This window comes from Marinilactibacillus sp. Marseille-P9653, assembly GCF_916618885.1.
Lineage (GTDB): Bacteria > Bacillota > Bacilli > Lactobacillales > Carnobacteriaceae_A > Marinilactibacillus.
The window spans coordinates 1,886,053-1,911,898 of the sequence record NZ_CAKAKH010000001.1 but is presented as its reverse complement, the minus strand read 5'-3'; the positions used below and the strand labels follow the sequence as shown (position 1 = coordinate 1,911,898).

Annotated in this window: 25 protein-coding genes and 2 other annotated features; of the genes, 24 read left to right on the top strand and 1 reads right to left on the bottom strand. The window is 36.3% G+C overall.

Going from position 1 to position 25,846, the window contains the following annotated elements; genetic code table 11:
- The first annotated feature begins 75 nt into the window (after positions 1 to 75).
- The 5 genes from LG377_RS09340 (at position 76) to trmB (ending at position 4,670) form a co-directional block, all read left to right on the top strand.
- The gene (locus tag LG377_RS09340; protein ID WP_225744391.1) at positions 76 to 816 is read left to right on the top strand and encodes an ABC transporter ATP-binding protein; all 741 of its coding nucleotides are present in this window, start codon (positions 76 to 78) and stop codon (positions 814 to 816) included.
- Positions 813 to 2,036 carry an ABC transporter permease gene (locus tag LG377_RS09335; RefSeq protein WP_225744390.1) on the top strand — a complete coding sequence of 408 codons (1,224 nt, stop codon included), beginning with the start codon at positions 813 to 815 and terminating at the stop codon, positions 2,034 to 2,036. Before LG377_RS09340 ends, LG377_RS09335 begins: the two co-directional genes overlap by 4 nt.
- A 22-nt stretch (positions 2,037 to 2,058) precedes the next feature.
- Positions 2,059 to 2,916, top strand: coding sequence for a D-amino-acid transaminase (gene dat / locus LG377_RS09330; RefSeq protein ID WP_225744389.1), 858 nt, complete (start codon positions 2,059 to 2,061; stop codon positions 2,914 to 2,916).
- 211 nt (positions 2,917 to 3,127) lie between these two features.
- Complete coding sequence (locus LG377_RS09325; RefSeq protein ID WP_225744388.1) at positions 3,128 to 3,904, top strand: phosphotransferase family protein; 777 nt, start codon at positions 3,128 to 3,130, stop codon at positions 3,902 to 3,904.
- A gap of 118 nt (positions 3,905 to 4,022) precedes the next feature.
- Entirely contained in the window at positions 4,023 to 4,670 is a 648-nt protein-coding gene (trmB, locus tag LG377_RS09320) for a tRNA (guanosine(46)-N7)-methyltransferase TrmB (RefSeq protein ID WP_225744387.1), read from the top strand.
- 54 nt (positions 4,671 to 4,724) lie between these two features.
- Here the strand turns inward: trmB and LG377_RS09315 are convergent, their stop codons facing one another.
- A complete protein-coding gene (locus LG377_RS09315; RefSeq protein ID WP_225744386.1) occupies positions 4,725 to 5,063 on the bottom strand; it encodes a hypothetical protein in 339 nt (112 codons plus the stop codon).
- Between the two features lie 274 nt (positions 5,064 to 5,337).
- Here LG377_RS09315 and pepA point away from each other — a divergent pair, with 274 nt between their 5' ends.
- The 19 genes from pepA to LG377_RS09220 all read left to right on the top strand — a co-directional run bounded on the left by pepA (position 5,338) and on the right by LG377_RS09220 (position 25,760).
- A complete protein-coding gene (gene pepA, locus LG377_RS09310) occupies positions 5,338 to 6,408 on the top strand; it encodes a glutamyl aminopeptidase (protein ID WP_225744385.1) in 1,071 nt (356 codons plus the stop codon).
- A 42-nt stretch (positions 6,409 to 6,450) separates the two neighbouring features.
- Positions 6,451 to 7,062 carry a YtpR family tRNA-binding protein gene (gene ytpR, locus LG377_RS09305; protein ID WP_225744384.1) on the top strand — a complete coding sequence of 204 codons (612 nt, stop codon included), beginning with the start codon at positions 6,451 to 6,453 and terminating at the stop codon, positions 7,060 to 7,062.
- Between the two features lie 48 nt (positions 7,063 to 7,110).
- Positions 7,111 to 7,773: a hypothetical protein gene (locus LG377_RS09300; protein ID WP_225744383.1), complete on the top strand. Its 663-nt coding sequence runs from the start codon at positions 7,111 to 7,113 to the stop codon at positions 7,771 to 7,773.
- Between the two features lie 142 nt (positions 7,774 to 7,915).
- On the top strand, positions 7,916 to 9,244 hold the full coding sequence (gene murC / locus LG377_RS09295; protein ID WP_225744382.1) for a UDP-N-acetylmuramate--L-alanine ligase: 1,329 nt from the start codon (positions 7,916 to 7,918) through the stop codon (positions 9,242 to 9,244).
- Between the two features lie 197 nt (positions 9,245 to 9,441).
- Entirely contained in the window at positions 9,442 to 12,105 is a 2,664-nt protein-coding gene (gene polA, locus LG377_RS09290) for a DNA polymerase I (protein WP_225744381.1), read from the top strand.
- A 77-nt stretch (positions 12,106 to 12,182) separates the two neighbouring features.
- Positions 12,183 to 13,025, top strand: coding sequence for a DNA-formamidopyrimidine glycosylase (mutM, locus tag LG377_RS09285; RefSeq protein WP_225744380.1), 843 nt, complete (start codon positions 12,183 to 12,185; stop codon positions 13,023 to 13,025).
- Positions 13,026 to 13,056: 31 nt separating this feature from the next.
- Positions 13,057 to 13,662, top strand: a complete 606-nt coding sequence (gene coaE, locus LG377_RS09280; protein WP_225744379.1) for a dephospho-CoA kinase — start codon at positions 13,057 to 13,059, stop codon at positions 13,660 to 13,662.
- A gap of 62 nt (positions 13,663 to 13,724) precedes the next feature.
- Complete coding sequence (nrdR, locus tag LG377_RS09275) at positions 13,725 to 14,192, top strand: transcriptional regulator NrdR (RefSeq protein ID WP_225744378.1); 468 nt, start codon at positions 13,725 to 13,727, stop codon at positions 14,190 to 14,192.
- A gap of 37 nt (positions 14,193 to 14,229) precedes the next feature.
- Positions 14,230 to 15,651: a replication initiation and membrane attachment family protein gene (locus LG377_RS09270; protein WP_225744377.1), complete on the top strand. Its 1,422-nt coding sequence runs from the start codon at positions 14,230 to 14,232 to the stop codon at positions 15,649 to 15,651.
- Positions 15,651 to 16,580 (top strand): primosomal protein DnaI, encoded by a 930-nt coding sequence (gene dnaI, locus LG377_RS09265; protein ID WP_225744376.1) that lies wholly within the window; start codon positions 15,651 to 15,653, stop codon positions 16,578 to 16,580. Before LG377_RS09270 ends, dnaI begins: the two co-directional genes overlap by 1 nt.
- Before the next feature lie 54 nt (positions 16,581 to 16,634).
- Positions 16,635 to 16,852: a binding site (T-box leader), on the top strand.
- Between the two features lie 74 nt (positions 16,853 to 16,926).
- Positions 16,927 to 18,855 (top strand): threonine--tRNA ligase, encoded by a 1,929-nt coding sequence (thrS, locus tag LG377_RS09260; protein ID WP_225744375.1) that lies wholly within the window; start codon positions 16,927 to 16,929, stop codon positions 18,853 to 18,855.
- 59 nt (positions 18,856 to 18,914) lie between these two features.
- Positions 18,915 to 19,036: a sequence feature (ribosomal protein L20 leader region), on the top strand.
- Positions 19,037 to 19,135: 99 nt separating this feature from the next.
- Positions 19,136 to 19,639 (top strand): translation initiation factor IF-3, encoded by a 504-nt coding sequence (gene infC / locus LG377_RS09255; RefSeq protein WP_225744374.1) that lies wholly within the window; start codon positions 19,136 to 19,138, stop codon positions 19,637 to 19,639.
- Between the two features lie 24 nt (positions 19,640 to 19,663).
- Positions 19,664 to 19,864, top strand: a complete 201-nt coding sequence (gene rpmI / locus LG377_RS09250) for a 50S ribosomal protein L35 (protein ID WP_225744373.1) — start codon at positions 19,664 to 19,666, stop codon at positions 19,862 to 19,864.
- A gap of 53 nt (positions 19,865 to 19,917) precedes the next feature.
- Positions 19,918 to 20,277, top strand: a complete 360-nt coding sequence (rplT, locus tag LG377_RS09245; RefSeq protein WP_225744372.1) for a 50S ribosomal protein L20 — start codon at positions 19,918 to 19,920, stop codon at positions 20,275 to 20,277.
- 431 nt (positions 20,278 to 20,708) lie between these two features.
- Positions 20,709 to 22,112: a protoporphyrinogen oxidase gene (hemG, locus tag LG377_RS09240; RefSeq protein ID WP_225744371.1), complete on the top strand. Its 1,404-nt coding sequence runs from the start codon at positions 20,709 to 20,711 to the stop codon at positions 22,110 to 22,112.
- A 122-nt stretch (positions 22,113 to 22,234) separates the two neighbouring features.
- Entirely contained in the window at positions 22,235 to 22,978 is a 744-nt protein-coding gene (locus LG377_RS09235; RefSeq protein WP_225744370.1) for an MBL fold metallo-hydrolase, read from the top strand.
- Between the two features lie 12 nt (positions 22,979 to 22,990).
- Positions 22,991 to 24,010 carry a lipoate--protein ligase gene (locus tag LG377_RS09230; protein WP_225744369.1) on the top strand — a complete coding sequence of 340 codons (1,020 nt, stop codon included), beginning with the start codon at positions 22,991 to 22,993 and terminating at the stop codon, positions 24,008 to 24,010.
- 402 nt (positions 24,011 to 24,412) lie between these two features.
- Complete coding sequence (spxA, locus tag LG377_RS09225; protein WP_225744368.1) at positions 24,413 to 24,820, top strand: transcriptional regulator SpxA; 408 nt, start codon at positions 24,413 to 24,415, stop codon at positions 24,818 to 24,820.
- A 280-nt stretch (positions 24,821 to 25,100) separates the two neighbouring features.
- Positions 25,101 to 25,760 (top strand): adaptor protein MecA, encoded by a 660-nt coding sequence (locus tag LG377_RS09220; protein WP_225744367.1) that lies wholly within the window; start codon positions 25,101 to 25,103, stop codon positions 25,758 to 25,760.
- The last annotated feature ends 86 nt before the right edge of the window (positions 25,761 to 25,846 follow it).

Here is a 25,846-nt window from a genome sequence, read left to right as displayed (position 1 = left end):
GAAGCCTATTTCTTCCTCAGCTCTATTTGAACTTATGGTAAAATATAGAGAACTCAAATAGGAGGAAGTTTAAATATGAGCTTACAGATACAAAATGTCACAGGAGGCTATACAAGAAGACCTATTCTTAAAAAAGTCTCCTTTGATGTCTCAGATGGTGAACTAGTAGGATTGATAGGGCTTAATGGTGCTGGTAAGAGTACAACGATTAAGCATATTATGGGTCTACTGGAACCTTTTGAAGGCAAAATTACGTTAAATGGGAAAACTATTACTGAAAATAATATAGAATACAAAAAAAATATTGGATTTGTCCCAGAAACACCTGTTTTATATGACGAGATGACGTTAAAAGAACATATAGAAATAACGGCTATGGCTTATGGTATTGAAAAAGAAATAGCTTTTAAAAGAGCGGAGCCATTACTTTCTCTGTTTAGATTAAAAGACCGACTGGAATGGTTTCCTTCTGATTTTTCTAAAGGAATGAAACAAAAGGTTATGATTGTTTGCGCATTTCTGATAGAACCTAGCCTTTATGTGATAGATGAACCATTCTTAGGATTAGATCCTCTAGCAATAAGAGATTTACTTAAATTGATGGAAGAAAGAAAACAAGCGGGCGCATCTATATTGATGTCTACTCACGTTTTAACGAATGCAGAAAAAATCTGCGATTCTTTTGTCATTCTTCATGATGGGAAAGTTTTTGCGAAAGGTAATTTAGAGGAACTTCAACAAAAATTTCAGATGCCTGGAGCGAGTTTGGATGAGATATATGGACGTCTGGCTGACGAAGAGGGTTTTGCAGTATGACGATTCAATCATTGTTCAAACAACGATCCTCTATTCATTTCAAGCAGCTCTCAAGGTATATGAAATATGTCTTGAATGATCATTTTGTGTTGGCGTTATTGCTGGTACTTGGAGCTGCTGGATTTGGCTACTCGAATTACGTCCAGACAATTGAACAAGGCGCTATACTACCTCGTTTCATTTTGTTAATTCTTATGGTAGGTGTTGTAGCCAGTGGAACAATCACCACATTAATGCAGCAAGCAGATATCGTCTTTTTGTTGCCATTAGAATCAGAGGTTATCCCTGTCTTGAAAAAAAGTGTATGGAAGAGTTTGCTAGTATTAGCTTTTCCGGTAGCCTTCGTGTCTGCGGCAGCGATGCCTTTGCTAGTCGTAACGCAAGGTATAAACTTTAATATCTGGCCACTTTTTTTAGTTACCTCAGTTCTTTTTAAATACATTGATTTGAATTTTCAATTTATGAGTTTTTTTCAAAGTGATGTTCTAAAGAAAGGACTATATACTCATGCAGGAAAGATGATTAGTCTATTTGGGTTTACCTTGAGCATATTTGTAGGATTATCTTTCGGGCTGTTTTTTTCTCTAATCATCGTCTTGATACAGTTCATATACAGTAAAAAAATGGACCGAAATTCAAATAGATTACAATGGAATGATGTAATTGAAAAAGAAGAAAATAGACAGCAGAAACTCTTTCGATTCATTAATTTATTCACGGAGGTCTCTTTTGTTGAATCTCATCCAAGACGGTTGAGATGGTTAGACAAAGTCATAGACTTTCAGTCTGGAAAATCCCCACAACCACATTACTTTTATATTTTAAGATCTTTCTACAGAAATCCTTCCTACAGCGGACTTGTCAGTAGATTGGTTTTAATTGGTATTTTATTAATTTCATTCAGTACAATGATTGTTTTAAATCTGATGCTGGCGGTACTTTTTCTATACCTAATTGGTTTCCAATTGATGCCGATTTACCAGCAGTTCAAACAAAATTTTTATTTTCAATTGTACCCGATTCAAGAGACTGGTAAAATAATATCCATCCAGCGTTTAATAACGGAAGTTCTTGCAGTCGTTTTGGTTATTTTCACTCTTACCGGATTAGCCAAAGATATTTATAGCGGTGCAAGTTTATTTTTAGGTGGTGGGGTCTTTATCTTGATGTTTACAAGACTGTATTTGCCTAAGCGTTTAAAACGGATGGAGCAATTTTAATTAGAGAAACGAGGATAAAGACATGAAAGTAATCTGGAATAGCCAAATTGTTGATCGAGAAGAAGTTAAGATAGACCCAGAAGACAGAGGATATCAGTTCGGTGATGGCATTTATGAAGTAGTAAGAGCTTATAACGGTCATTTTTTTGGCTTAGATGAGCATGTCGACCGCCTATATTCTAGTGCGGATAAGATTGAAATGATTATTCCTCAATCAAAAGAAGAAATGAAAAATCTGATGATTAAATTATTAAATGAGAGCGACGTACAAACTGGAAATCTTTATCTGCAAGCAACCAGAGGAGTGGCCTCTCCAAGAAATCATGTATATCCTGACATGAGTGTTTTACCAACGATAACTGGAAATGTAACAGCAGTACCTAGAAATGCCCAAAAGATAGAAAATGGTATTACAACCATTACAGAACCGGACATCAGATGGTTAAAATGTGATATCAAGTCCATTAGCCTTCTGGGTAACATCATGGTCAAACACGAAGCACATAAAAAAAATGCTGAAGAAGCGATTTTGCATCGTGATGGTATCGTTACAGAGTGTTCTGCTTCAAACGTTGCAATTGTTAAAGATGGCACCATTTATACTCATCCCGATGGAAACTTGATTTTACCGGGTGTGACAAAAATCGTTTGGCTCAAATGTGCAGAAGAATTAGGAATAGAAGTTAAGGAAGAACCTTTTACGTTAGAACAACTTCAAGAAGCCGATGAAGTTTTTTGTTCAAGTACGACTATTGAAGTCATGCCTATTCATACAATTGATGGGAAAAAAGTGAATGGCGGTCAACGTGGAAAGATCACAGAACAATTAGCAGAAGCTTTTAAACTGAAAATAGAAGAAGCTTGTGGAGAACTACTATAAGATCGAAAGTGGATTATGAAGATAGAAATGAATGATAAAAATGAACCTGCTCAAACAGCATATAGAACTGTTCTTGGACTCAAGTAGTCAGTAATCTAGAAAAAGAACGTCTATCCGCTTGACGAGTAGGTCATTTCTTTCTACAATAGAATAGACAATGCTATCAGGAAAGTGAACAGGCGAATATGGATAATAAAAGGATTGAGTGGATATGGAGTTAGAGAGAGAAACGGGGTGGAAATTACATCCTATAGGTGGAGACACCGGTCAGGCTTATATGGGGACAAAAAATGAAGAGAAGCTTTTTCTAAAGCGAAATTCATCACCTTTTTTAGCAGCACTTTCGCTAGAAGGAATTTCTCCTAGATTGATATGGACCAAGAGAATTGGAAACGGAGACGTTTTAACGGCACAAGAGTGGTGCAACGGTCGAAATCTTTTTAAAGACGAAATGTTATCTTCTAGAGTTGCCAAAATACTTAAGAAAGTCCATCGGTCTCAGAGTTTGAAAAGAATGCTCCAGCGTATGGGAGGTCAATCCATCACACCGCAGGATCTTCTAGCAGAGTATCAACAAAACATTCCAGAAGAACTGGCAGAACACCCGCAATTGAAAAAAGCGTTGAAATGGGTTCAAGATACTAAACTAGATATTATCAAAGATTCTGAAGTGACCGTTTGTCATGGAGATGTATCCAGAAAAAACTGGTTGCTGTCTGAAGAAGATGAATTGTATCTCGTTGACTGGGATTCGGCTGTACTAGCGGATCTTGCATATGATATAGGACAGCTGTTTAGTCGTTACATCGATAAAGAGCAATGGGATAGCTGGTTGGTTGAATACGAACACGAATTAACAGAATCTTTTATGATGCGGATTCAATGGTATGTAATCATGACATTATTGATTGATGTCAAGAATGCTCACCGAAAAGGTCAATTTATTAAAATGAACAATTCTATTATTAAGATTGATCAATTACTTTGATTGAATAAGTGATATAGGTATTATTCGAAACTAGTGAGATTAAATTTATAGAAGAATGGGGATCAGACAATCTTGATTGAATCTGTCCCTATTTTTACGTTAAGGAGAGAATAAATTTATGCGTTTAAGAAACAAACCAGGAGCTGAAGAAAAATTATTGGAGTATGACCAATATGTTGTAGCTAAACCTGATGAATGGAAAGGGAAGTGGCAGGATCGATTTGAAAAGAAACAGCCACTTCACATGGAAATAGGGATGGGTAAAGGTCGATTTTTAATTGAAATGGCTAAGCAAAATCCTCACATCAACTATTTAGGCATCGAATTGCAGACCAGTGTAATCGTATCTGCGCTTGAAAAACAAATAGAAGAAGACTTGCCAAATGTTCAATTACTTCAGGTAAATGCACAAGACCTTAAAACTTATTTTGAAAAAGGTGAAGTTCAAAGAATTTATCTAACCTTTTCTGATCCATGGCCAAAAAATCGACATGAAAAAAGACGTCTAACTTACAAAGACTTTTTGATCAGCTACGAAACTGTACTAGATGACCAGGGAGAACTACATTTTAAAACAGATAATCAAGGATTGTTTGAGTATTCACTGATTAGTTTTTCAGAAAAAGGAATGATTTTAAAAGAGTTATATCTGGATCTTCATAATAGTGATGTCGAAGGTAATATTATGACAGAATATGAAGAAAAATTTTCGAAAAAAGGCAATCGCATTTATAAGACGGTGGCTTACTTTCCAGAACAGGACTAATCAAGAAAAAAGCGTAACGGTTGCGATCAGTCGCATTCGTTACGCTTTTTAAAATTAAACTCTATATAAATCAATCAAACTGCCTGTATAAGCGTCCGCTATAAATTCGTACTGAACTAAAATACTTTCTTCTAGTCTTGAAATTCCACCATAATAAACATCAGTAGAGTAAGCAAATTTTTTCCAAGGTACTTTTGTCAGTTCAATCCACGATCCGTCAATAGGACCTTCTTCACGAAACTGATCTTTAATGGCTTCAAGAATCGTGTCGGCGTGGATAGCCTGTTTTTTTGAAACTTTAGGATAAAGGAAAAATCCTAGTAAAAAAGTAACCATAAATCCTAATGCGCCTAATAAGTAGGTTGCTTGCTTTTGGTTTAATTTATTCTCCATTGTCTAGCCTCCAGATTATAGTTGCTTATATAAGGTCTTAAGTTATTTTAACATATATATTATATAAGCGTAATAAGAATATATAGGAAAGAGACTTAAAAAGATGAGGGATTTTGTGTATAATTGAAAAGATTGCACATCCAGAAAGACAGTTTACTGAAGTAAGAAGTTTGGAGTTATATTCAGTACCTAATAGGATTATAGTTATGATAAGTTCGATATAGGAAAAAATTAACGGATCAGGAGGCGTCGGGTAAGGAACCGACATATTAATATGGATAAACAAACATTTGAACGGATAAAGAAAGTTACGGAATTACAAGGAACAAGTGGATTTGAACATTCTGTTAGACAATATATGAGAGAAGAAATGACCCCACTAGTTGATAAAGTAGAAGTAGATGGTCTTGGAGGCATATTTGGAATCAAAGAGTCTGCTCAGGAAAAGGCTCCAAAATTAATGGTAGCTGCTCATATGGATGAAGTTGGGTTTATGATTGCTTCTATTACTGAAAAAGGCTTATTTAAAGTTGTTCCTTTAGGAGGCTGGAATCCTTATGTGGTTTCTGCGCAAAGATTCACGCTGCAGACAAGTAAAGGAGACTATCCAGTAGTATCTTCTTCCGTTCCACCGCATTTGCTTAAAGGCAAAAGCTCAGGAGCTGTTAGTGTTGAAGATATTCTTTTTGATGCAGGATTTGATTCAAAAGAAGAAGCGCTTGCCTATGGTGTTAGACCTGGGGACGCTGTGGTGCCTCAAGTTGAAACCATCCAAATGGCGAATGGAAAAACAATTCTCGGAAAAGCATGGGATAACCGTTACGGCGTTGCAGTCGTATTAGACGCTTTAAAAGCAGTGGAAAACGAATCATTACCAAATACACTGATTGCTGGAGCGAATGTTCAAGAAGAAGTTGGTTTAAGAGGGACAAAAGGTGCTGTGACAAAATTTGATCCAGATGTCTTTATTGCAGTAGATTGTTCTCCTGCAAATGATATTACTGGTGGTCCGGATGCTTTTGGAAAACTAGGAGAAGGATTTTTGATGAGAATTCAAGATCCTGGTATGATTCTTTCGAAGGAGATGCGTGATTTCTTACTCGACACAGCTGAAACGAATAATATTCCATATCAGTACTTTATCTCTAAAGGCGGTACTGATGCTGGAGCTGCTCATCAGATGAATCAGGGAATACCGAGTGCGGTTATTGGCGTTTGTGCAAGATATATTCATACCCATCAGACTTTATTCAATATCACTGACTTTGAAGCAGCAAAAGAAATGGTTATTCAGATTATGCGTACGCTGGACCAGTCAACTTTAGATACATTAAAAGTACGCTAATATAAAAAGTAATATAAAAAGAGAGTTAAAGAGGAGTAAAATATGTTAATTACGAGTTATAATAATAAAGGTTTAAATGATATTTTGATGGTTCAATTGTCAAAATGTACTATAGATAATCAAAGAGCTGAACGTAAAGGAAATATCACGAAAATCGTCTCGATGGATCAAGGCGAAACGGTTGGATTTAATTTCTTTGAACTATCAGAATTATTTAGTATAGACACGAACGGACCAGTAACCTTATCAAGTGAGCAAGTATCTGTCCTTAACAAACAAATCAAACAAAACGGTTGGGAAGATGAACTAGTTGCAGATACTTCACCAAAACTTGTAGTGGGCTATGTGAAAGAGTGTGTACCTATGGAAGACTCTGATCACTTAAATATCACACAAACTGAAATCGATAATGGAGAAATTGTTCAAATCGTATGTGGAGCATCAAATATCGAACAAGGTCAGAAAGTTGTCGTAGCAAAACCGGGTGCTGTTATGCCGGACGGACTAGTGATATGGCCTGGTGAACTAAGAGGAACTAAAAGTAGTGGTATGATTTGTTCAGCAAAAGAATTAGGCTTAGAGCAAACAAGTAAAGGTATTTTAGTACTGGAAGATACGGAAGAAATAGGACGTACATTTGAGCTAACTAAATAGTCTATTCTAGTTCAGGCAATTAGTACCAAATAGAGAGGAGGAAGTGTAGTGGTAGAATATGATGGACCAAGTTTCTTCAAACATGTCAAACATCAATCAACGCTCAAATCGACTAAGCGATTAAAAGCAAACCTTGAACAAAAGCAGCCGAGAGAACTGGAATCAAAAGAAAATCTGTTCAGTGAAGAACATACACACTCGCTTCCGAATCAGATTCAAAGTAGAGGCGAAGTTGAAAAGGGATTCCAGCAATATCTTGAAGAAAAGAGAACAACTGGTTTACCTAATCGTTCAAAGCATTATATCGAACCGCCTTTTGAAGTGAGTAAAGTGCCTTCGCCAATATATGGATTCAAAAAGCCGGTCAAAAAAGAACAGGACCATTGGAATTATGAGCGATTAAAAGAAACCTTAAAGAAGGCTTCAAATGAATTTTTGCTTTTTGAGGAATTCGAGACGGCTGCACCGATTGCTGATTGGAACTTCAAAGAGAAGCAACATCAATCTCAGATTACTATTCAAGAATCAACGGAATCGACTAATAAAGTTAATCAAGATCAAATAGAATCGTCAAAAAAAGAAACCAAGCAAGACGCCAAGAAAAGAATGAGATTACACCGGTCTTTAATGAATATCATTCAAGAAGAACAGTTAGGCGCCAACAAGTCAAAAAGAGAGATACCAGGATTTTTTTCAGACAAAAATGAATGAAGTCTCATTTGATTAAAATATTTGATACTAGATTTTTTCGGCGATTTGCATTATAGTATAAAATCGTTATGTCTTATCTTTATTTGTATTAAGGCAAAGACTATATAATCAATTATATAGCAGAAATTTGGAGGACTTTTCAATGGATCAAACGATGATTTATCATTTTGTCGGAATAAAAGGATCAGGTATGAGTGCATTAGCGTTGATTCTTCATGACAAAGGATACACAGTTCAAGGATCAGATGTGAATAAATACTTTTTTACACAAGAAAATTTAGAAATCGCGCAAATTCCTATTTATGTTTTTGATGAGAATAATATAAAAGAAAATATGGTTGTAATTGCAGGGAATGCTTTCCCTGATACGCATGAAGAAATTGTGAAAGCAAAAGCGATGGGCCTGAAAGTGGAACGATATCATGATTTCCTTGGTGAGTTCAGCAATCAGTTCACGAGTGTTGCAATAACAGGTTCACATGGGAAAACGAGTACAACAGGACTTCTGGCACATGTATTAAGTGGTATCGAGAAAACAAGTTATCTTATCGGTGATGGTACAGGTAGCGGAGTAGAAGATGCAGAATACTTTGTTCTCGAAGCATGCGAGTACCGTAGACACTTCCTAGCATACAAGACAGACTATGCATTGATTACAAATATCGATTATGATCATCCAGATTATTATACGAGTGTAGAAGATGTAGAGAATGCTTTTACGAGCTTTGCATCTCAAATTAAAAAAGCTGTCTTTGCTTGTGGGGATGATGAGCGCCTGCAAAATTTACAAGCATCTGTTCCTGTAGTCTTTTACGGATTTCAGGATCACAATGACTTCCAAGCTAAGAATATTGTTAGAACGACTGAAGGATCTTCTTTTGATGTTTATGTAAGGGGAGACTTTTATGGTCAATTCTCGATTCCTTCTTATGGGAATCACAATATCCAAAATGCTCTAGGCGTTATTGCTTTCTGTCACTACGAAGGAGTCGATCAGGAAAAAGTTTCTGAAAGACTCAAAACGTTTTCTGGTGTTAAAAGAAGATTTACTGAAAAACAAGTAATGGACACAATTATTATTGACGACTATGCACATCATCCAGCTGAGATAAAAGCTACATTGGATGCAGCACGCCAAAAATATCCAGATAAAGAAATTGTCGCTGTTTTTCAGCCGCATACATTTACAAGAACCGTTGCTTTGTTAAGTGATTTCGGAAAGTCACTGGATCTAGCTGATTATGTTTATTTATGTGAGATTTTCACTTCTGCTCGTGAGCAATCAGGCGAGATTACTATTCAAGATTTGCTCAACAAAACAGAAAAAGGCTTAGCAGTCGTTGGTGAAGAGGATATGTCTCCGCTACTTAAACACAGAGGTTCTGTATTTGTGTTCATGGGTGCAGGCGATGTAGAGAAGTTTGAACATGCTTTTGAAACCTTACTGAGCCAATCTAAAGCGCAGTATTAAGTTAAAGTCTTAATGATTTTAATAGTAAAAAGGCTATCTCTTTTGAGGTAGTCTTTTTGTTTTGAGACATTCGTATAAAGAGTCATGATAGGAAACATAAGAGTTTAGGTACGTTCTCTTTTTTGTAGGCGCCATTTTTGTTAAAATACATTAACAAGAGTCTTAAATGAACTGAGAAAATAGAGGAGTCGAGACGAATGCCTGAACAGAAAAAATTACTTTTGATTGATGGATATAGTATAGCTTTTCGTGCGTTCTACGGGTTACACAGTCAATTAGAACGAATGAAAAATAGAAATGGATTACACACGAATGCCCTTTACGGTATTCACAATATGCTTGAAGTCGTTGTGAATAAAGAACAACCTACACACGCTCTTGTAGCGTTTGATGCAGGTAAAACGACTTTCCGTCATGAATTTTTTGAAGAGTATAAAGGCGGACGTTCAAAAATGCCTGCTGAATTTGCTGAACAAATTCCCTTTATCCAGGATTTGTTATCAGGATTTGGGCTACAGTCTTATCAACTAGTCAATTTCGAAGCCGATGATATTATTGGAACGCTTTCTACTCAAGCAGAAGCAGACGGTTTTGAAGTCGTTATTTTAACTGGGGACCGAGATTTGACTCAACTAGCTTCAGATAAAGTTAGAATCGATATTACTAAAAAAGGCGTTAGTGATATTAAAGAATATACTGCAGATTCGATCATGGAAGAAATGGGTATTTCGCCGAATCAGATTATCGACATGAAAGGTCTCGCAGGAGATGCATCTGATAATATTCCAGGAGTTTCAAACATTGGAGAAAAGACAGCTTTAAAACTCTTAAAAGAATACAGCACAGTTGAAGGCTTGTATGAAAATATTGAAGAGATGAAGAAGTCCAAACGAAAAGAAAATCTGATCAATGAAAAAGAAACAGCACTATTAAGTAAAAAGTTAGCAACAATTGATATCCAAGCACCTATTGAAATTTCTGTAGAAGAATTAAAGTACAGTGGAATGAACATGGAGAAACTCATTTCTTTTTACAAAGAAATGGATTTTCAATCCCACTTGAACAAATTGGATACCGCTGAGTATATGGAACAATTAGCAGAAGATGTAGAAGATATTGACTACGAATACGCCCAATCCATCACATCAGATATGTTCAAACCAGATATGGCATTGTATATCGAAATGCTTGAAGATAATTACCATCAATCGGAAATTGTCTCAGTAGGTTGGGGTAATGATCAAAAGATATATGTTGTGGAACCTGAGGTCGCTTTTAAATCTCCAGAATTTAAAAAATGGATTGAATCAGAAGATGTTCCTAAAACGCTTTATGATACCAAAAGAACTTACGTGGCTTTAAATAGAAAAGACATTAACCTTAAAGGAACCGAGTTTGATATTTTACTGGCTTCTTATTTATTGACAGCGGAAGACAGTAGTAGTGGGGACGTAGCGGATGTAGCGAGCAAGCACCATTATAATGGACTGTCTCCAGACGAAGTGGTTTATGGAAAAGGAAAGAAAAAGAAAGTTCCGGAAAATCTTGTATTGATGAGAGACCATATCGCACATAAAATTAATGCTATCTTCAAATTATCTCACCAGATGAATGAAGAACTGGCCAAAAATGAACAGGAAAATCTACTCAAGGAGATGGAAATCCCTCTAGCAATCGTGCTAGCTGAAATGGAAATCCGAGGAATTACCGTAGACGCTCAAAGACTAGAAAAAATGAAAGCTGAATTCGCTGAAACCTTACACACGATTGAACAAAGAATTTACAAAGAAGCTGGAGAAGAATTCAATATTAATTCTCCGAAACAACTTGGTGTTATTTTGTTCGATAAAATGGGTTATCCTGTTATCAAGAAAACAAAAACTGGCTATTCTACAGCTCAAGATGTACTTGAAAAGCTTCAAGATCAAGCACCTATTGTAGAATTCATTTTACAATATAGACAAATCGCAAAAATTCAGTCTACTTATATTGAAGGTTTGCTCAGAGTGATTCAACCAGAAACAGGGAAAATCCATACACGTTATCTTCAGACAGTTGCGAGGACAGGACGCTTGAGCTCAGTGGATCCTAACCTTCAGAATATACCCGTTAGACTAGAAGAAGGGCGAAAAATCAGACAAGCTTTCATACCCAGAAAAGAAGGCTGGAAAATCTTTGCATCCGATTATTCTCAAATCGAATTAAGAGTACTCGCACATATTTCTGACGACGAACATCTGAAACAAGCCTTTATCGAAGAACAAGATATTCATACGAGTACAGCGATGCGAGTATTTGATCTTAAAGATCCAAGCGAGGTAACTGTAAATATGAGAAGGGATGCTAAAGCCGTTAACTTTGGAATTGTCTACGGAATCAGTGATTATGGTCTTTCTCAAAGTTTGAATATCACTCGAAAAGAAGCTCAAGAATACATTGATACGTACTTTAGTCGATTCCCTGGTGTTAAAACCTTTATCGATGATGTTATTCGCGAAGCAAAAGACAAAGGGTTCGTTGAAACCTTGTTCCATAGAAGAAGATATTTACCGGATATCAATTCTCGAAACTTCAATTTAAGATCATTTGCTGAAAGAACAGCTATGAATACGCCAATCCAAGGTAGTGCTGCAGATATCTTGAAAGTAGCTATGATTAATATGGCGGAAAAAGTGAAAGAAAAAGGACTTGAAGCTACGTTGCTTTTACAAGTTCACGATGAGGTCATCTTCGAAGCACCTGAAGAAGAGATACCGGTTCTAGAAGAACTAGTCAAAGAAGTTATGGAAAATGCAGTAGAACTATCTGTACCGCTCAAAGTTGAAAGTAGCTGGGGTAAGAGTTGGTACGAAGCCAAATAATATAACTAATCAGCTAAGAAGCGAGTTTACTCTCGCTTCTTTAACTGTTTTTATAGGAGAATGAAAGGAAGAACCGTGTGCCTGAATTACCAGAAGTAGAAAGTGTCCGGACAGGACTCGAAAAGCTGATCAAAGGATTAAAAATCAAACAAGTGACCGTTTTATGGGATAGAATTATTGCGGAACCGAGTGACATTCGCCTATTTAAAGAAAAAATTAAAAACCAACGCATTGAATCAATAGGAAGAAGAGGAAAATTTTTATTATTTTTCTTAACAGATTACGTAATGATCTCGCATTTGAGAATGGAAGGGAAATACCGAATAGAATCAACGGATGTCCCCATTTCAAAGCACACCCATGTGATTTTTGAACTAGAAGATGGACGGGAGCTCAGATATCTTGATGTTAGGAAATTCGGTAGAATATCACTGATTCCAAGAGACACTGAGCTTGCTCACGCATCGATTGCCAAACTAGGGCCAGAACCAGTAAGAGAAACTTTGGTGTTAGAAACATTTAAAATTCAATTGCTTAAAAGGAAAAAAACGATCAAAGCAACACTTTTAGATCAAACGGTCATTGCCGGTATTGGGAATATTTATGCAGATGAGATTTTATTTGAAGCAAAAATTCACCCAGCACGTATGGCGAACACGTTAACTGAAAGAGAAATTGTTACTCTATACGAAGCTATTTTACTCGTTATGGGTAAGGCAGTAAAAGCAGGTGGGACAACCATACGAACCTACCAGAACGCTTTTGGAGAAACAGGGTCTTATCAATCATTCTTGAACGTATATGGAAAAAACGGGCAACCTTGCCCACGTTGCGAAACAACTATTGAAAAAACGAAAGTAGCGCAAAGAGGAACGCATTACTGTCCAAATTGCCAGTCAGATATTCAGTTGGTTCGTTAATAAGAGAAAAGAGTAGAAAAGGAGGCTGATTATGACTTATGTATTAGGTTTGACAGGAGGTATTGCATCTGGCAAGTCGACTGTCAGTCGTTTATTCTTAAAACATGATGTTCCTGTGGTGGATGCAGACGTCGGGGCTAGAATTATTATTGAACCAGGAACTGAAGCTTTAAAAAAAGTACAGAACCTATTTGGTGAAGAAATTCTACTGGAAAATGGAGAATTGAATCGGAAAAAACTAGGAGAACTCATTTTTAGTGACCCTTTAAAGAGAAAACAGTTAAATGACTGTCTGTCTTATTATATTAGAGAATGGATTCTTTCAGAGAAAGATCGATTAATTACTTCTGGACATGATCTGATTGTACTAGATATTCCATTATTATTTGAATCAGGTTACAAAAAAGATGTTGATGAGATTATGGTTGTTGCAGTAGATAAAGAGACGCAACTGGCACGTTTGATGAAGCGAAACGAACTTAGTCAAGCAGAGGCGATTCAAAGAATGGAGTCTCAGATGGATTTATTAGAAAAAGTAGCCCAAGCAGATTATGTTATCTATAACAATGGAACACTAGAAAATACAGTGAATCAAGTCGAAGAATGGCTTATAAGTAAAGGGTATTACAGTACTTAAAGCTATGGTATACTGAATATAACTGAAGGTACCGTTAGATTATAAGAAAAGGACTGATTCCTATGCAATGTCCTCGCTGTCAGCATAATGGAAGTAGAGTAGTCGATAGTAGACCAGCTGATGAAAATAAAGCCACTCGTAGACGAAGAGAATGCGAAAGTTGTGGATTCAGATTTACAACCTTTGAGCGATTAGAGCAATCACCAATACTCGTTGTGAAAAAAGATAAAACTCGTGAAGAATTCAGTCGAGAAAAACTTTTAAGAGGTCTGAGACGAGCGTTTGAAAAAAGACCCGTTACAGCTGAAGAACAAGAAAAAATTGTCACTCGAGTAGAGTATAAGATCAGAGACCGTGGAGATAGCGAAATTGAATCTACTAAGATCGGTGAGTACATTATGCAAGAACTTGCTGAAGTAGATGATGTAGCTTATATACGGTTTGCGAGTGTATACAGACAATTCAAAGACATAGAGGTATTTATGAAAGAAATGCAAGAACTAGCGAAGAAAAGAAAGAATGACAAATAATGTTCAAGATAGATAAAATGAAAGGAGAGAGTGCACAATGAATTATCCCTGGCAACAAGTCAACCCAAAAGATTTTTTCACATTACGTCAAGTTGTACCTCTCTCTGATCAAGATGTACGTATTTTGACAACAATCTACCAACCCCTTATTGGAAATGCGGCATTCACATTGTATATGAATTTAAAAGAATCAATCAGAAGCGGCAGTGGTTGGACAGAGGCTAAACCTTTATCTGAGCTGATGACGCTTCTTGATATTGGAATACCAGAATTATATCAGGCACGCATTCGACTTGAAGGTTTGGGGTTGTTGAGCGTTTATAAAAGTAAAAAAGACTCAGATCAGTTTCTTTTTGAAATTAAACCGCCACTTTCTGCCGAACGGTTTTTTAATGATCATCTGATGAGTCTGATCTTGTTTGAAAAAATTGGAGAAAGAATGTTCAACGAAATTAGACAGCAGTTTTTTAGTGAAAAGCCTAAAGCAGAAGATTACGAGGAAATTACAAAGTCTTTCTTAGATGTCTACTATTTTGACATTCAAAAACATAATCAATTGTCAGTAGTCGAATTTGATGACAATGAGTTTTCATCTTCGATGCATTCACCGGTTCAAATGATGAGTGAACAAAGTGACTTCGATTGGACGTTCTTTGTAGAAGGATTAAATCATCATTTTATCAATAAAAAATCACTTACAAAAGAAATCAGAGAATTAATTATCTCTATCTATGAAATTTATGGCGTCAACGAACTGGATATGCAAAAATATGTTCTTGAGTCTACAGATATAGAGACTTCAAATATCGACCAGGAAAAACTACCACAAATTGTTCAAAGAGATTTCCATAAAAAACAAGCTAGACAAGTTCAGATACAAGATAAAGTAACAGGCTCAATCCAAGAAGAACAATCTGTTAAAAGTGGGCGAAAAACACAATTGAAACAAAAAGGATTTAACAATCAGGAAATCGAAATCATCCTGCATGCTCAGGAAGTAAAACCAATTGAATACTTGAAATCTATTAAGAATCAAAAGGGTGGATTTGTTTCCAGCAATGAAACATGGGTTATTAAAGAACTTGTAGAACAATCTTCTCTTTCGACAAGTGTGATCAATATACTAATCAATTATGTATTGATCGGGAAAAACGCACCCGTGCTGGAAAAAAGTCTTGCACTGAAAGTCGCAAATGACTGGGCGCAAAACGATATAAACTCACCAGAAGATGCTCTACAGAAAGTAAAACAACTATATGCTGAGTCAAAAAGCGATAGACAAAGCAAACAAAGATCCGGTTCAAATCGTTCAAATTCTCAAAAGTATGTTAGGAAAGAAACTTTACCAGATTGGGCAACAGAAGAGAACGTTGGAGAAGAAATCGATGCTAAAAAGCAAGAAGAATTCAGACAAAGACTTGAGCGGATCAGAAATAGAAGTAAAGGTGGTGACAGTTAATGGAAAGCATTCGTAACCAGTTGGAAAATATGATGAATTCAACTAAAATGAACGAGAAATTTAGAGAAATCATGAAAAATGAAGTGTTTAAAGATCCCGATGTTCGACGGTTTATTGCTGAAAACAGGACGGTACTCGATAACGAAGCAATTGAAAAAAGTGCGTCTAAGTTGTATGAATTTGTTGTCGAAAAGAAGAAAGCCGCCGCTCAGAGTGGACAGCTTATGCCGGGGTATAAACCAAGCCTTTCGATCAACAATAAAAGAGTAGATGTAACCTACGAGCCATCTTCTGATTTGATTAATCGTCAGAAACAAGAAGCTATCAATAAACGGATCCATTCAATGTATATGTCAAAAGACATTAAGCATTTCAATATTGATCAGTTTGATAGTACACCAGGAAGAAATAAAGCGGTAGAGGAAGCCTATGATTTTATTGATCAGTTTCTTGAGAATCCTGATACCTTCCAGCAAGGGCTATACCTTCATGGAAAATTCGGAGTCGGGAAAACGTTTCTTCTTGGAGCGATTGCTCACGAGTTATCGAAACAAGGTCATCCATCAACACTCGTTCATTTCCCAACATTTGCTGTCGAAATGAAGAATTCGATTGGTCAAAATACAACTGAAGAAAAGCTTTCTGCCTTGAAAAATGCGAAAATATTAATGATTGATGATATTGGGGCAGATTCTATGTCGAGCTGGATTAGAGATGATATCCTGGGAGTCGTTTTGCAGCATAGAATGCAGGAACAACTTCCAACGTTCTTCTCTTCTAATTTTGATATGGCCCACTTGGAACAAGAGCATCTTAGAGTGACACAAAGAGGCGAAAATGAGCCGTTAAAAGCTAAACGGATTATGGAACGAGTAAAGTTTCTTTCCAAAGAAGTAGAAATGACAGGCGATAACAGGAGACATGCTTAACAAGAAAACTGTTGAAAGCTAAAGTCAAGCGTGGTATTCTACTATTATTCTAATAATAAAACTTAGAGAAAGATAAATTTGATAAGAACTTGTTTTAAAGAGAGGAAGACACTAGCTGAAAGTCTTCTAAAACAATTTATCATCTACCCCTTTCGAGTGCTGCTTTGAACTGAGTAAGAGCAGACGCGTCTCTGCGTTAAAGAGCTAATGAAGACAGAAAGTCAGCTTTCTGTAAAACTGGGTGGAACCACGTAATCCATTACGTCCCAATGAATGAGATCAATCTCATTCATTGGGACGTTTTTTGTACGATAAGTAAAGAGAATAAAAAGCAGGAGGAATTTATATGTCAGAAATCGCAGTTAAATTACCAGATGGTTCCGTGAAAAATGTGGAATCAGGATCATCACCAAAAATGATTGCAGGCAGTATTGCTAAATCATTGGAGAAAAAAGGCCTAGCCGGTAAGTGGAATGGCCAGCATGTTGATTTTGATCAACCCCTTTATGAAGACGGAGAACTTGAAATCATTACACCAGATCACGAAGATGCTTTAGGAATCCTTCGTCATTCTACTGCCCACTTAATGGCTCAAGCAATCAAGAGATTATTCCCAGATGTTAAATTCGGAGTAGGACCAGCGATTGAAACAGGCTTTTACTATGACACAGATTCAGAAACACCTATCACAGAAGAAGATTTAGAATCTATTGAAAAAGAAATGATGGCAATTGTTAAAGAAAACCTGCCATTTGTACGAAAAGAAATTTCTAGAGAAGCAGCGCTTGAATTGTTTGCAGCAGATCCTTATAAAGTAGAACTTATTACAAATTTATCAGAAGATGAAACAATATCTGTTTATGAACAAGGTGAATTTGTCGATCTATGTAGAGGCGTACACGTGCCTTCGACTGGTCGTATTCAAGTATTTAAATTACTTTCTCTAGCAGGAGCTTACTGGAGAGGGAATTCAGATAATAAAATGATGCAACGTGTTTACGGTACGGCTTTCTTCGATAAAAAAGCCTTGAAAGAGTTTATCAAGATGCGTGAAGAAGCTAAACAACGCGATCACCGTAAGTTAGGTAAAGAACTGGATATCTTTATGCTGTCACCAGAAGTTGGATCAGGCCTTCCTTTTTGGCTACCTAAGGGAGCTACGATCCGTCGAGTGATTGAAAGATACATCACAGACAAAGAAATCAGCATGGGTTACCAGCACGTATATACTCCGATTATGGCGAATGTCGATTTCTACAAAACATCTGGACACTGGGATCACTATCATGAAGATATGTTTCCACCAATGGACATGGGTGATGGAGAAATGCTTGTATTGCGTCCGATGAACTGCCCGCATCACATGATGGTATTCAAAAATGACGTAAGAAGTTACCGAGATTTACCAATCCGTATCGCGGAATTAGGTCAAATGCACCGTTATGAGAAAAGTGGCGCTTTATCAGGACTACAGCGCGTTCGTGAAATGACTTTGAATGATGCTCACGTATTTGTAAGACCAGATCAAATCAAAGAAGAATTCCGCAGAGTTGTTGAATTGATGCTAGCTGTATTCGAAGATTTCGATATTAAAGACTATCGCTTCCGACTAAGTTATCGTGATCCGAAAAACACAGAAAAATATTTTGACGACGATGAAATGTGGGAAAAAGCACAGTCTATGTTGAAAGATACTTTGGACGAGATGGGGATGGATTACTTCGAAGCCATTGGTGAAGCAGCCTTTTACGGTCCAAAGCTGGACGTACAAGTCAAGACTGCGATGGGGATCGAAGAAACATTATCAACTGTTCAATTAGATTTCTTGCTACCGGAAAGGTTCGACCTGACTTACGTTGGTGAAGATGGTAATGACAACCATAGACCAGTTGTTATCCACCGTGGTATTGTATCAACAATGGAACGATTTGTAGCTTACTTGATTGAAAGATACAAAGGAGCTTTCCCTACATGGTTAGCACCAATACAGGCTAAAATCATTCCAGTTAACTTGGATATCCATGCTGACTATGCTAATCAGTTGAATGAAGAACTGAAAGCGAAAGGATTACGAATCGAAATTGATAATCGCAATGAAAAAATGGGATACAAGATTCGTCATGCACAAACGCTTAAAATCCCCTATCAAATCGTAGTCGGTGACAGTGAAGTAGAGAACCAGACAGTGAGTGTTCGTAAATATGGTGAAAAAGAAACCATCACATATTCTAAAGATGAATTCATTTCAAATATTGTAGCTGAATCCAATAAATGATTTAATACTCAAATAGTGTTGACAGGTGAATAAATATTTGGTATTATATAAGAGTTGAGAAAACAAAGCAGAAGCACCCGCTTCTCGCCTTTTGGATTCAGATCCATGGGCAGATATCGAACGTATATAACTCAAAATAGTTACGACTATTTTGAAATCAGATGAGTACTTCTTGTCTGATTGCGGAGATAGAGACGGGGCTTTGAAAAAGGTCACGTCTCTTTTTCTGTCTCTGTTTTTTTCGCAAATACTTTGGAGGTGAACCACCATAGCAAAAGACATGATTGTCAATGATCGTATTCGTGCTAGAGAAGTACGTTTGATCGGCAAAGACGGTGAACAGATCGGGGTAGTCCAACGCAATGAAGCAATGCGCTTAGCTGAAGATGCCAATCTAGATTTAGTTCTAGTGTCACCTAACGCTAAGCCACCTGTTGCTCGTGTAATGGATTATGGGAAGCATCGCTACGAAATGCAAAAGAAAGAACGTGAAGCAAGAAAGAATCAAAAAATCGTTAACGTCAAAGAGATTCGTTTGAGTCCAACTATCGATGATCACGATTTTGATACAAAATTGCGTAACGCACGTAAGTTCTTGGAAAAAGGCGATAAAGTGAAAGTATCTATTCGATTCCGTGGACGTGCGATTACTCACAAGGAAATAGGACGTGTAGTATTAGAACGCATGGCGGAAGCAGCATCTGACATTTCACAAGTCGAATCGAAAGCTAAAATGGATGGTCGTAGCATGTTCTTGATGCTGGCACCGAAATCTGAGAAATAAGATAAGTGTAGGAGGAAATCAACAATGCCTAAGCAAAAGACACATAAAGGTTCAGCAAAACGTTTCAAGAGAACGGGTTCTGGTAAACTTAAACGTAGCCACGCAAAACGTAGCCACATGTTTGCAAACAAATCTCAAAAACAAAAACGTCACTTGCGTAAATCTACAATGGTTTCACACAGTGATTACAAACGTATCAGACAACAACTTGCTAAAATGAAATAATAAATGTACGAGCACTCGTTTGATCGAGAGTGCAACCAAGGAGGAAATCAACAATGGCACGAGTTAAAGGTGGAGTAGTCTCCCGCAAGCGCCGTAATCGCGTTTTAAAGCTAGCTAAAGGGTATTACGGAGCGAAGCATCGCTTGTTTAAAGTTGCAAAACAACAAGTAATGAAATCTTACCAATATGCATACAGAGACCGTAAACAAAACAAACGTAACTTCCGTAGATTATGGATTGCACGTATTAACGCTGCAGCACGTATTAACGGCCTAAGCTACTCTAAATTGATGCACGGACTTAAACTTGCAGAAATCGACATGAACCGTAAAATGTTAGCTGAACTTGCAGTAAGTGATGCAGCAGCATTTACAACTTTGGCTGACCAAGCTAAAGACGCTTTAAACAAATAATACGTTAAAACCCGCTTATATAAGCGGGTTTTTTTTATACACTTTTTATGAACCCTATTTATAGTATTCGCTCACCAGTGGACGATTATGAATAGATAGATTAGGAAAAACAGTAGAATATTTATAGAGACTATACTTCATATTTATACGAATTCAAGATAATTTATATGTCAAATATGACGAAAAATAGTCGGGGTAGCCTAATTTGTTTTAAACGAGAGATTTCGATATAGAAATTGTATAAAAATAAGATATAATCTTTTAATACATGATATAATAAAACAAATGACAAGAATCCCAGTTTGCCCAAATTGGAGTATAGTCTCTTGAAACAGCTAACGAGGAACTCAATAATGAATAGCGGCAATATTTATTATATGAGCCTATACATAAGTTGCAATCCCTTATATAGAAATGGAAGGTATGAGGCAATGAAAAGATCTAAAAAGCGAATAGCAGTCATTGGAACGGGCATAACAGGGCTCACGACAGCGTTCAGATTAAAAAAAACAATAGAAAAATACAGCCTTCCTTTCGAATTGCTTGTATTGGAAAGTTCTATCCGTTCTGGTGGGAAAATCCATACAATGAAGATGGGGGAAGATTACGTAGATTTAGGAGCTGAATCAATTGATGTAGGATCCGGTGAAGCAATGGATCTGATTAATGAACTCGGCTTAACTGAACAAATAAGATACAGCCAGAATGGAAAACAGGATATTTATGCATTCAACAAGTTGTATCATATAGATAGTCCTACTTATAAGGGCATACCGGCTAAACGGTCTGAAATCTGGAAATATGATTTGCTATCGTTTCAAGGAAAAGTATCCTATTTAAAAGATACCTATCTTCCATCTTCAGAAATAACAGAACAGACAAGTGTGATTGATTATTTGAATGAAAGAATCGGAACAGAACTAACGGAATATGTAGCAGAACCGTATTATTCTGAAATCTACATGAATCACATGGAGTCCACTGGTATAGACATGATTGATAGTACCATTCTGAAATTAGAGAGGGAACACGGCAATCTGACGAATGCTCTTGAAGCGAATCCTGATATATTAGATTCTAATAGAAAACAGATTTCTTTTGAGAAAGGTTTAGAAACATTAACGAATAGGTTGATGGATTTACTCAAGGAACATGTTGTTTTTTCAAAGAAAGTCACAGAGATTAAAAAGAGTATTGAAGGTACTTATATACTGGATATAAATAAAAAAGAACAAGTCAGAGTTGGGGCGGTTGTAGTCGCAACAGACCCTGGTAACTACAAAGAGATCTTCACAGATGTAGAATTCAAAGAACCATTCAAAGAGATCAAAACAAACTCAATTGGTTTTGCAATGTTCAGTTTTCCAAAAGGTTCTTTGAAAATCAAACCTGAAGGAAATGGCATACTGTGTTCTAGAAGAAATGATTCTCATATCTCAAGCGTTGTTTGGTTGAATAAAAAATGGGCAAGTTTGAAAAATAAAGATGAAGAGTTATTAGGCGTTTATTTTGGTCACGGGAATGAAGAAATTATGCTATCTTTAAGTAACAAACAGATTGAAGAATTGCTACTTAAAGACTTAGAGAAAATGCTTGGCATAGATGCACCGCCAATTTACCATGTTCTTAAAAGATGGAAAAACTCTTTCCCTAAACAATCCTTTAATGGGGAAAATGCTGGAAGTAAATTAATTGACTCAATTCAAACTGCTTATCCCGGGATTTATCTGGCAGGGAATGGCGTCAAAGGATTTGGCATCAATAGCTGTATAAAGCAGGGCAACGAAGTCAGTGAGCACATTATCACACACTTAAAAAAACAAAATAGTTTGTAATAAAGTCTTTTAATCTAATTCGAGGTTAAAAAACAACTGAATTGAACTCATTAGAGTGGATTTAGTTGTTTTTTTATTTTCATCTGGAGTATTCTAGAATAAAATAGAAAGGAAGGCTGATTATGCAAGTCACAGTTTTAGGATATTATGGAGGATATCCTACGAATGACGTAGGAACGAGTGCTTATCTGATACAATCGGAAGGGTTTAATTTATTACTCGATGCTGGGAGTGCATCTCTATTAACGCTGGAGCATCACATTGACCCACTAGAATTGGATGCCGTTTTACTTTCTCATTATCATCATGACCATATTGCAGATTTAGGTGTCCTTCAGTTCACTAGGCAACTTAAAAAAACAGACAAAGGTGATCGTGCTCCACTGTTGTCTATTTATGGGCATAGCGAAGATAAGCAAGCTTTTGAGAAAACAACTCTTGAAGAAGTGAGCCAAGGAATTGACTATACAAAAGAAAGCCAGACATCAATCGGACCATTTGATGTTACGCATCTAAAAACGTTACACCCAGTTCCCTGCTATGCTTTTAGAATCGTTGAGAGAGTTACAGGAAAAACAGTTGTGTATACAGCCGATTCTGGTTATATTGAAGAGTTCATTCCTTTTGCAAAGAATGCGGATTTGTTCATTACGGATACAAATCTTTTCAAAGGAATGGAAAGGCATCTGGTTCATATGACTTCTAGAGAGTGCGGATATATTGCCCATAAAGCAAATGTTCAGACAATGGTACTCAGTCACCTTCCACAAACAGGAGACTTAAAGCAATTACAAAAAGAAGCTGCAGAAGAAGCACCTAAAACTAAAACGTTACTGGCTGAAAAAAATTTGCAGATTATTATTTAAAGGAGACCAACCATGTATTATGTTAAAAATGAACGAAATGGACAGGAAATAGTAGACGCGCGAATTAACTTAGCGATTGAATATTATCTATTAAATGAAATAGAACTGGATGAACCTATGCTGTTGTTTTACATTAATGATAATGCCATTATAGTAGGCAAGAACCAGAATACATTTGAAGAAGTCAATACGGACTATGTCAATCAGCATGATGTAACAGTCGTCAGAAGATTTTCAGGCGGAGGTGCTGTGTACCACGATTTAGGTGTACTATGCTTTTGTTTTATAACAAAAGACGATGGAGATTCTTTCAGAGACTTCAAAAAATTCACTTCACCGGTCATTGATGCGCTTCATAAAATGGGTGTAGAAGGTGCTGAGTTAAAGGGTCGTAACGATCTGGTCATTGATGAGAAAAAATTCTCAGGAAACGCGATGTATTCTAAGAATGGTCGATTAACGGCTCACGGTACACTAATGTTTGATTCGGAAATAGAAGCAGTAGTAGGCGCTTTGAGACCTAAGAAGCATAAGCTGGAATCGAAAGGAATTAAATCGATTAGAAGCCGTGTAACAAACATTAAGCCTTATTTGAGTGATGAGTATCAATATATGAATGCAAAAAACTTTAGAGAAAAGTTATTGCTGAATATATTTGATGTCTCAGAAGTATCCGAAGTGAAAGAATATAAACTAACTGAATCGGACTGGGAGAAAATAGATAAATTTGCAGAAACTTATACAGCGAACTGGGACTGGAATTATGGGAAATCCCCTGTATTTGATCTGGAGCGTAGTGAAAGACTATCTGTTGGAACGGTGGAAGTGAAACTGAACGTGAACAGAGGGGTAATCCAAGATATTAAAATTTTCGGAGATTTCTTTGGCTTAGGGGAAATATCAGACGTAGAGGATAAGTTGATCGGTAAGACTTATGAAGAGAAAGCTATTCGTGAAGCATTTGAAGAAGTAGATATAAATAAATACTTTGGAAAAGTAGAGATTGATGAATTAGTTAATTTATTTTACTAAGTGGTTGTAGAAAATAGTCTTGGTGATGTCCAAACAAGGACATCATCAAGACTATTTTTGCATATCTATTCATACTCATAAGAAGGAATGTTCAGCTCATTAAGCCATTTAACGACTTAAAGCATATTGAAAAAGAATCAATGTGACAGAACAATTTCTTATTTATAATGATTATAATTTATTGTCGTTTTAGTACGGTTATTGTAAATGACCTATAAACCCTTTGATAAAGACGTTTTAACGCATATGTCTACATGTGTCGATCGAAAAAAAAGCGATATTTGACAAAAAAATGACGAAAGGGGTTTACAATAGTTCACAATTGATATATAGTTATAAATGTAGTCAACAAGCAAACAAATATACTATAAAAAAACAGAGATTTGAAGGGAGCAATACATAATGGTCACATTATTTACATCACCAAGTTGCGCATCATGTAGAAAAGCGAAGGCATGGTTAGAAGAATTTGGCATCCCTTATGAAGAAAGAAACATTGCCTCAACACCTATTACAATTAGTGAAATAAAATCTATTATGCGTATGACAGAAGAAGGAACTGAAGAAATTATTTCAACGCGTTCAAAAGCATTTCAACAGTTAAACGTTGATATTGACGATCTTTCTTTACAAGAGCTTTTCACATTGATTCAAGAAACACCAAGTTTACTACGTAGACCAATCGTTTTAGATGAAAAACGTATGCAAATTGGATACAATGAAGATGAAATTCGTCAGTTTATCCCTAGAGAAGTAAGAGCTTTAGAATTACAAAAAGCCCAGCGTCTAGTTGCACTTTCAAATAGTTAAGCAGAATACTGAAAATATTTTAGAGCTTATCAAAGATTCGACACTGTCTGGTACGGTCGAATCTTTTTTATTTTCTTTAAATCATTGACTTGTATTCGTTTCACTCATTTTGTATAATAGCTAGAGCGCAGTAACTCTGTGTGAAGAGGTTACAGGTCTTCAATTTATCTAATAAAACCTCTATAATATAAATAGAAAGTATTGTCGGAAATAATTAATAGGCAGTACTCAAAAAAAGCTTAATGCCTGACACTGATTGAAGGAAAGAGGTGCTACAAATATGGAAATCGAACATATTAACGAAGATACGATTCGTGTAAAGATTGAGAATACGGATCTTGAAGAAAGAGGCATCACTTTTCTTGATTTATTGGGTAACCAGAAACAGATTGAAAATTTCTTCTATAGTATTTTAGAAGAAGTTGATATTGATGAAGAATTTCAAGAATCTGACGCTGTTACTTTTCAGGTCATGCCTAATAATAATGGTTTGGAATTGTTTATCAGCAAAGGTGCACAATATAGAGAAGATATGGAAGATGATCTTGAGGACGACTCAATCATAGATCCGGTCAAAATGCTAAATGAATCGCTATCTCAGAATAAAAAAGAAGATGGAGTAGAAGAATACATGAACGCTCAGGACACCAAGACCATGGAAGCTGTATTCGTATTTCATAACTTTGAACAGATGATTATGATGGCTCAAGAATATTATTTGGAAAGTGGCTTGTCAAACCTTTATAAATTCAAAGATCAGTATTACTTGCATATTGTGTTTTTCATTGAAGAGATGACGTTAAAAACGACAGATGAAGAAATTGCTCATGCACTAGAATTTGGTGAGAGAAGTCGAATATCAGCAGATGTCTTAGATGAATATGCTGACAAAATCATGGATACAAACGCACTAGAACTCGTCAGACACTATTTTAAATAATTTTTTTAACCACGAGATGTTTATTCTCGTGGTTTTTTTAATGACTTTTTTTCTGTTTTCATCAGTATTTAATAGAGAAGCAGAAA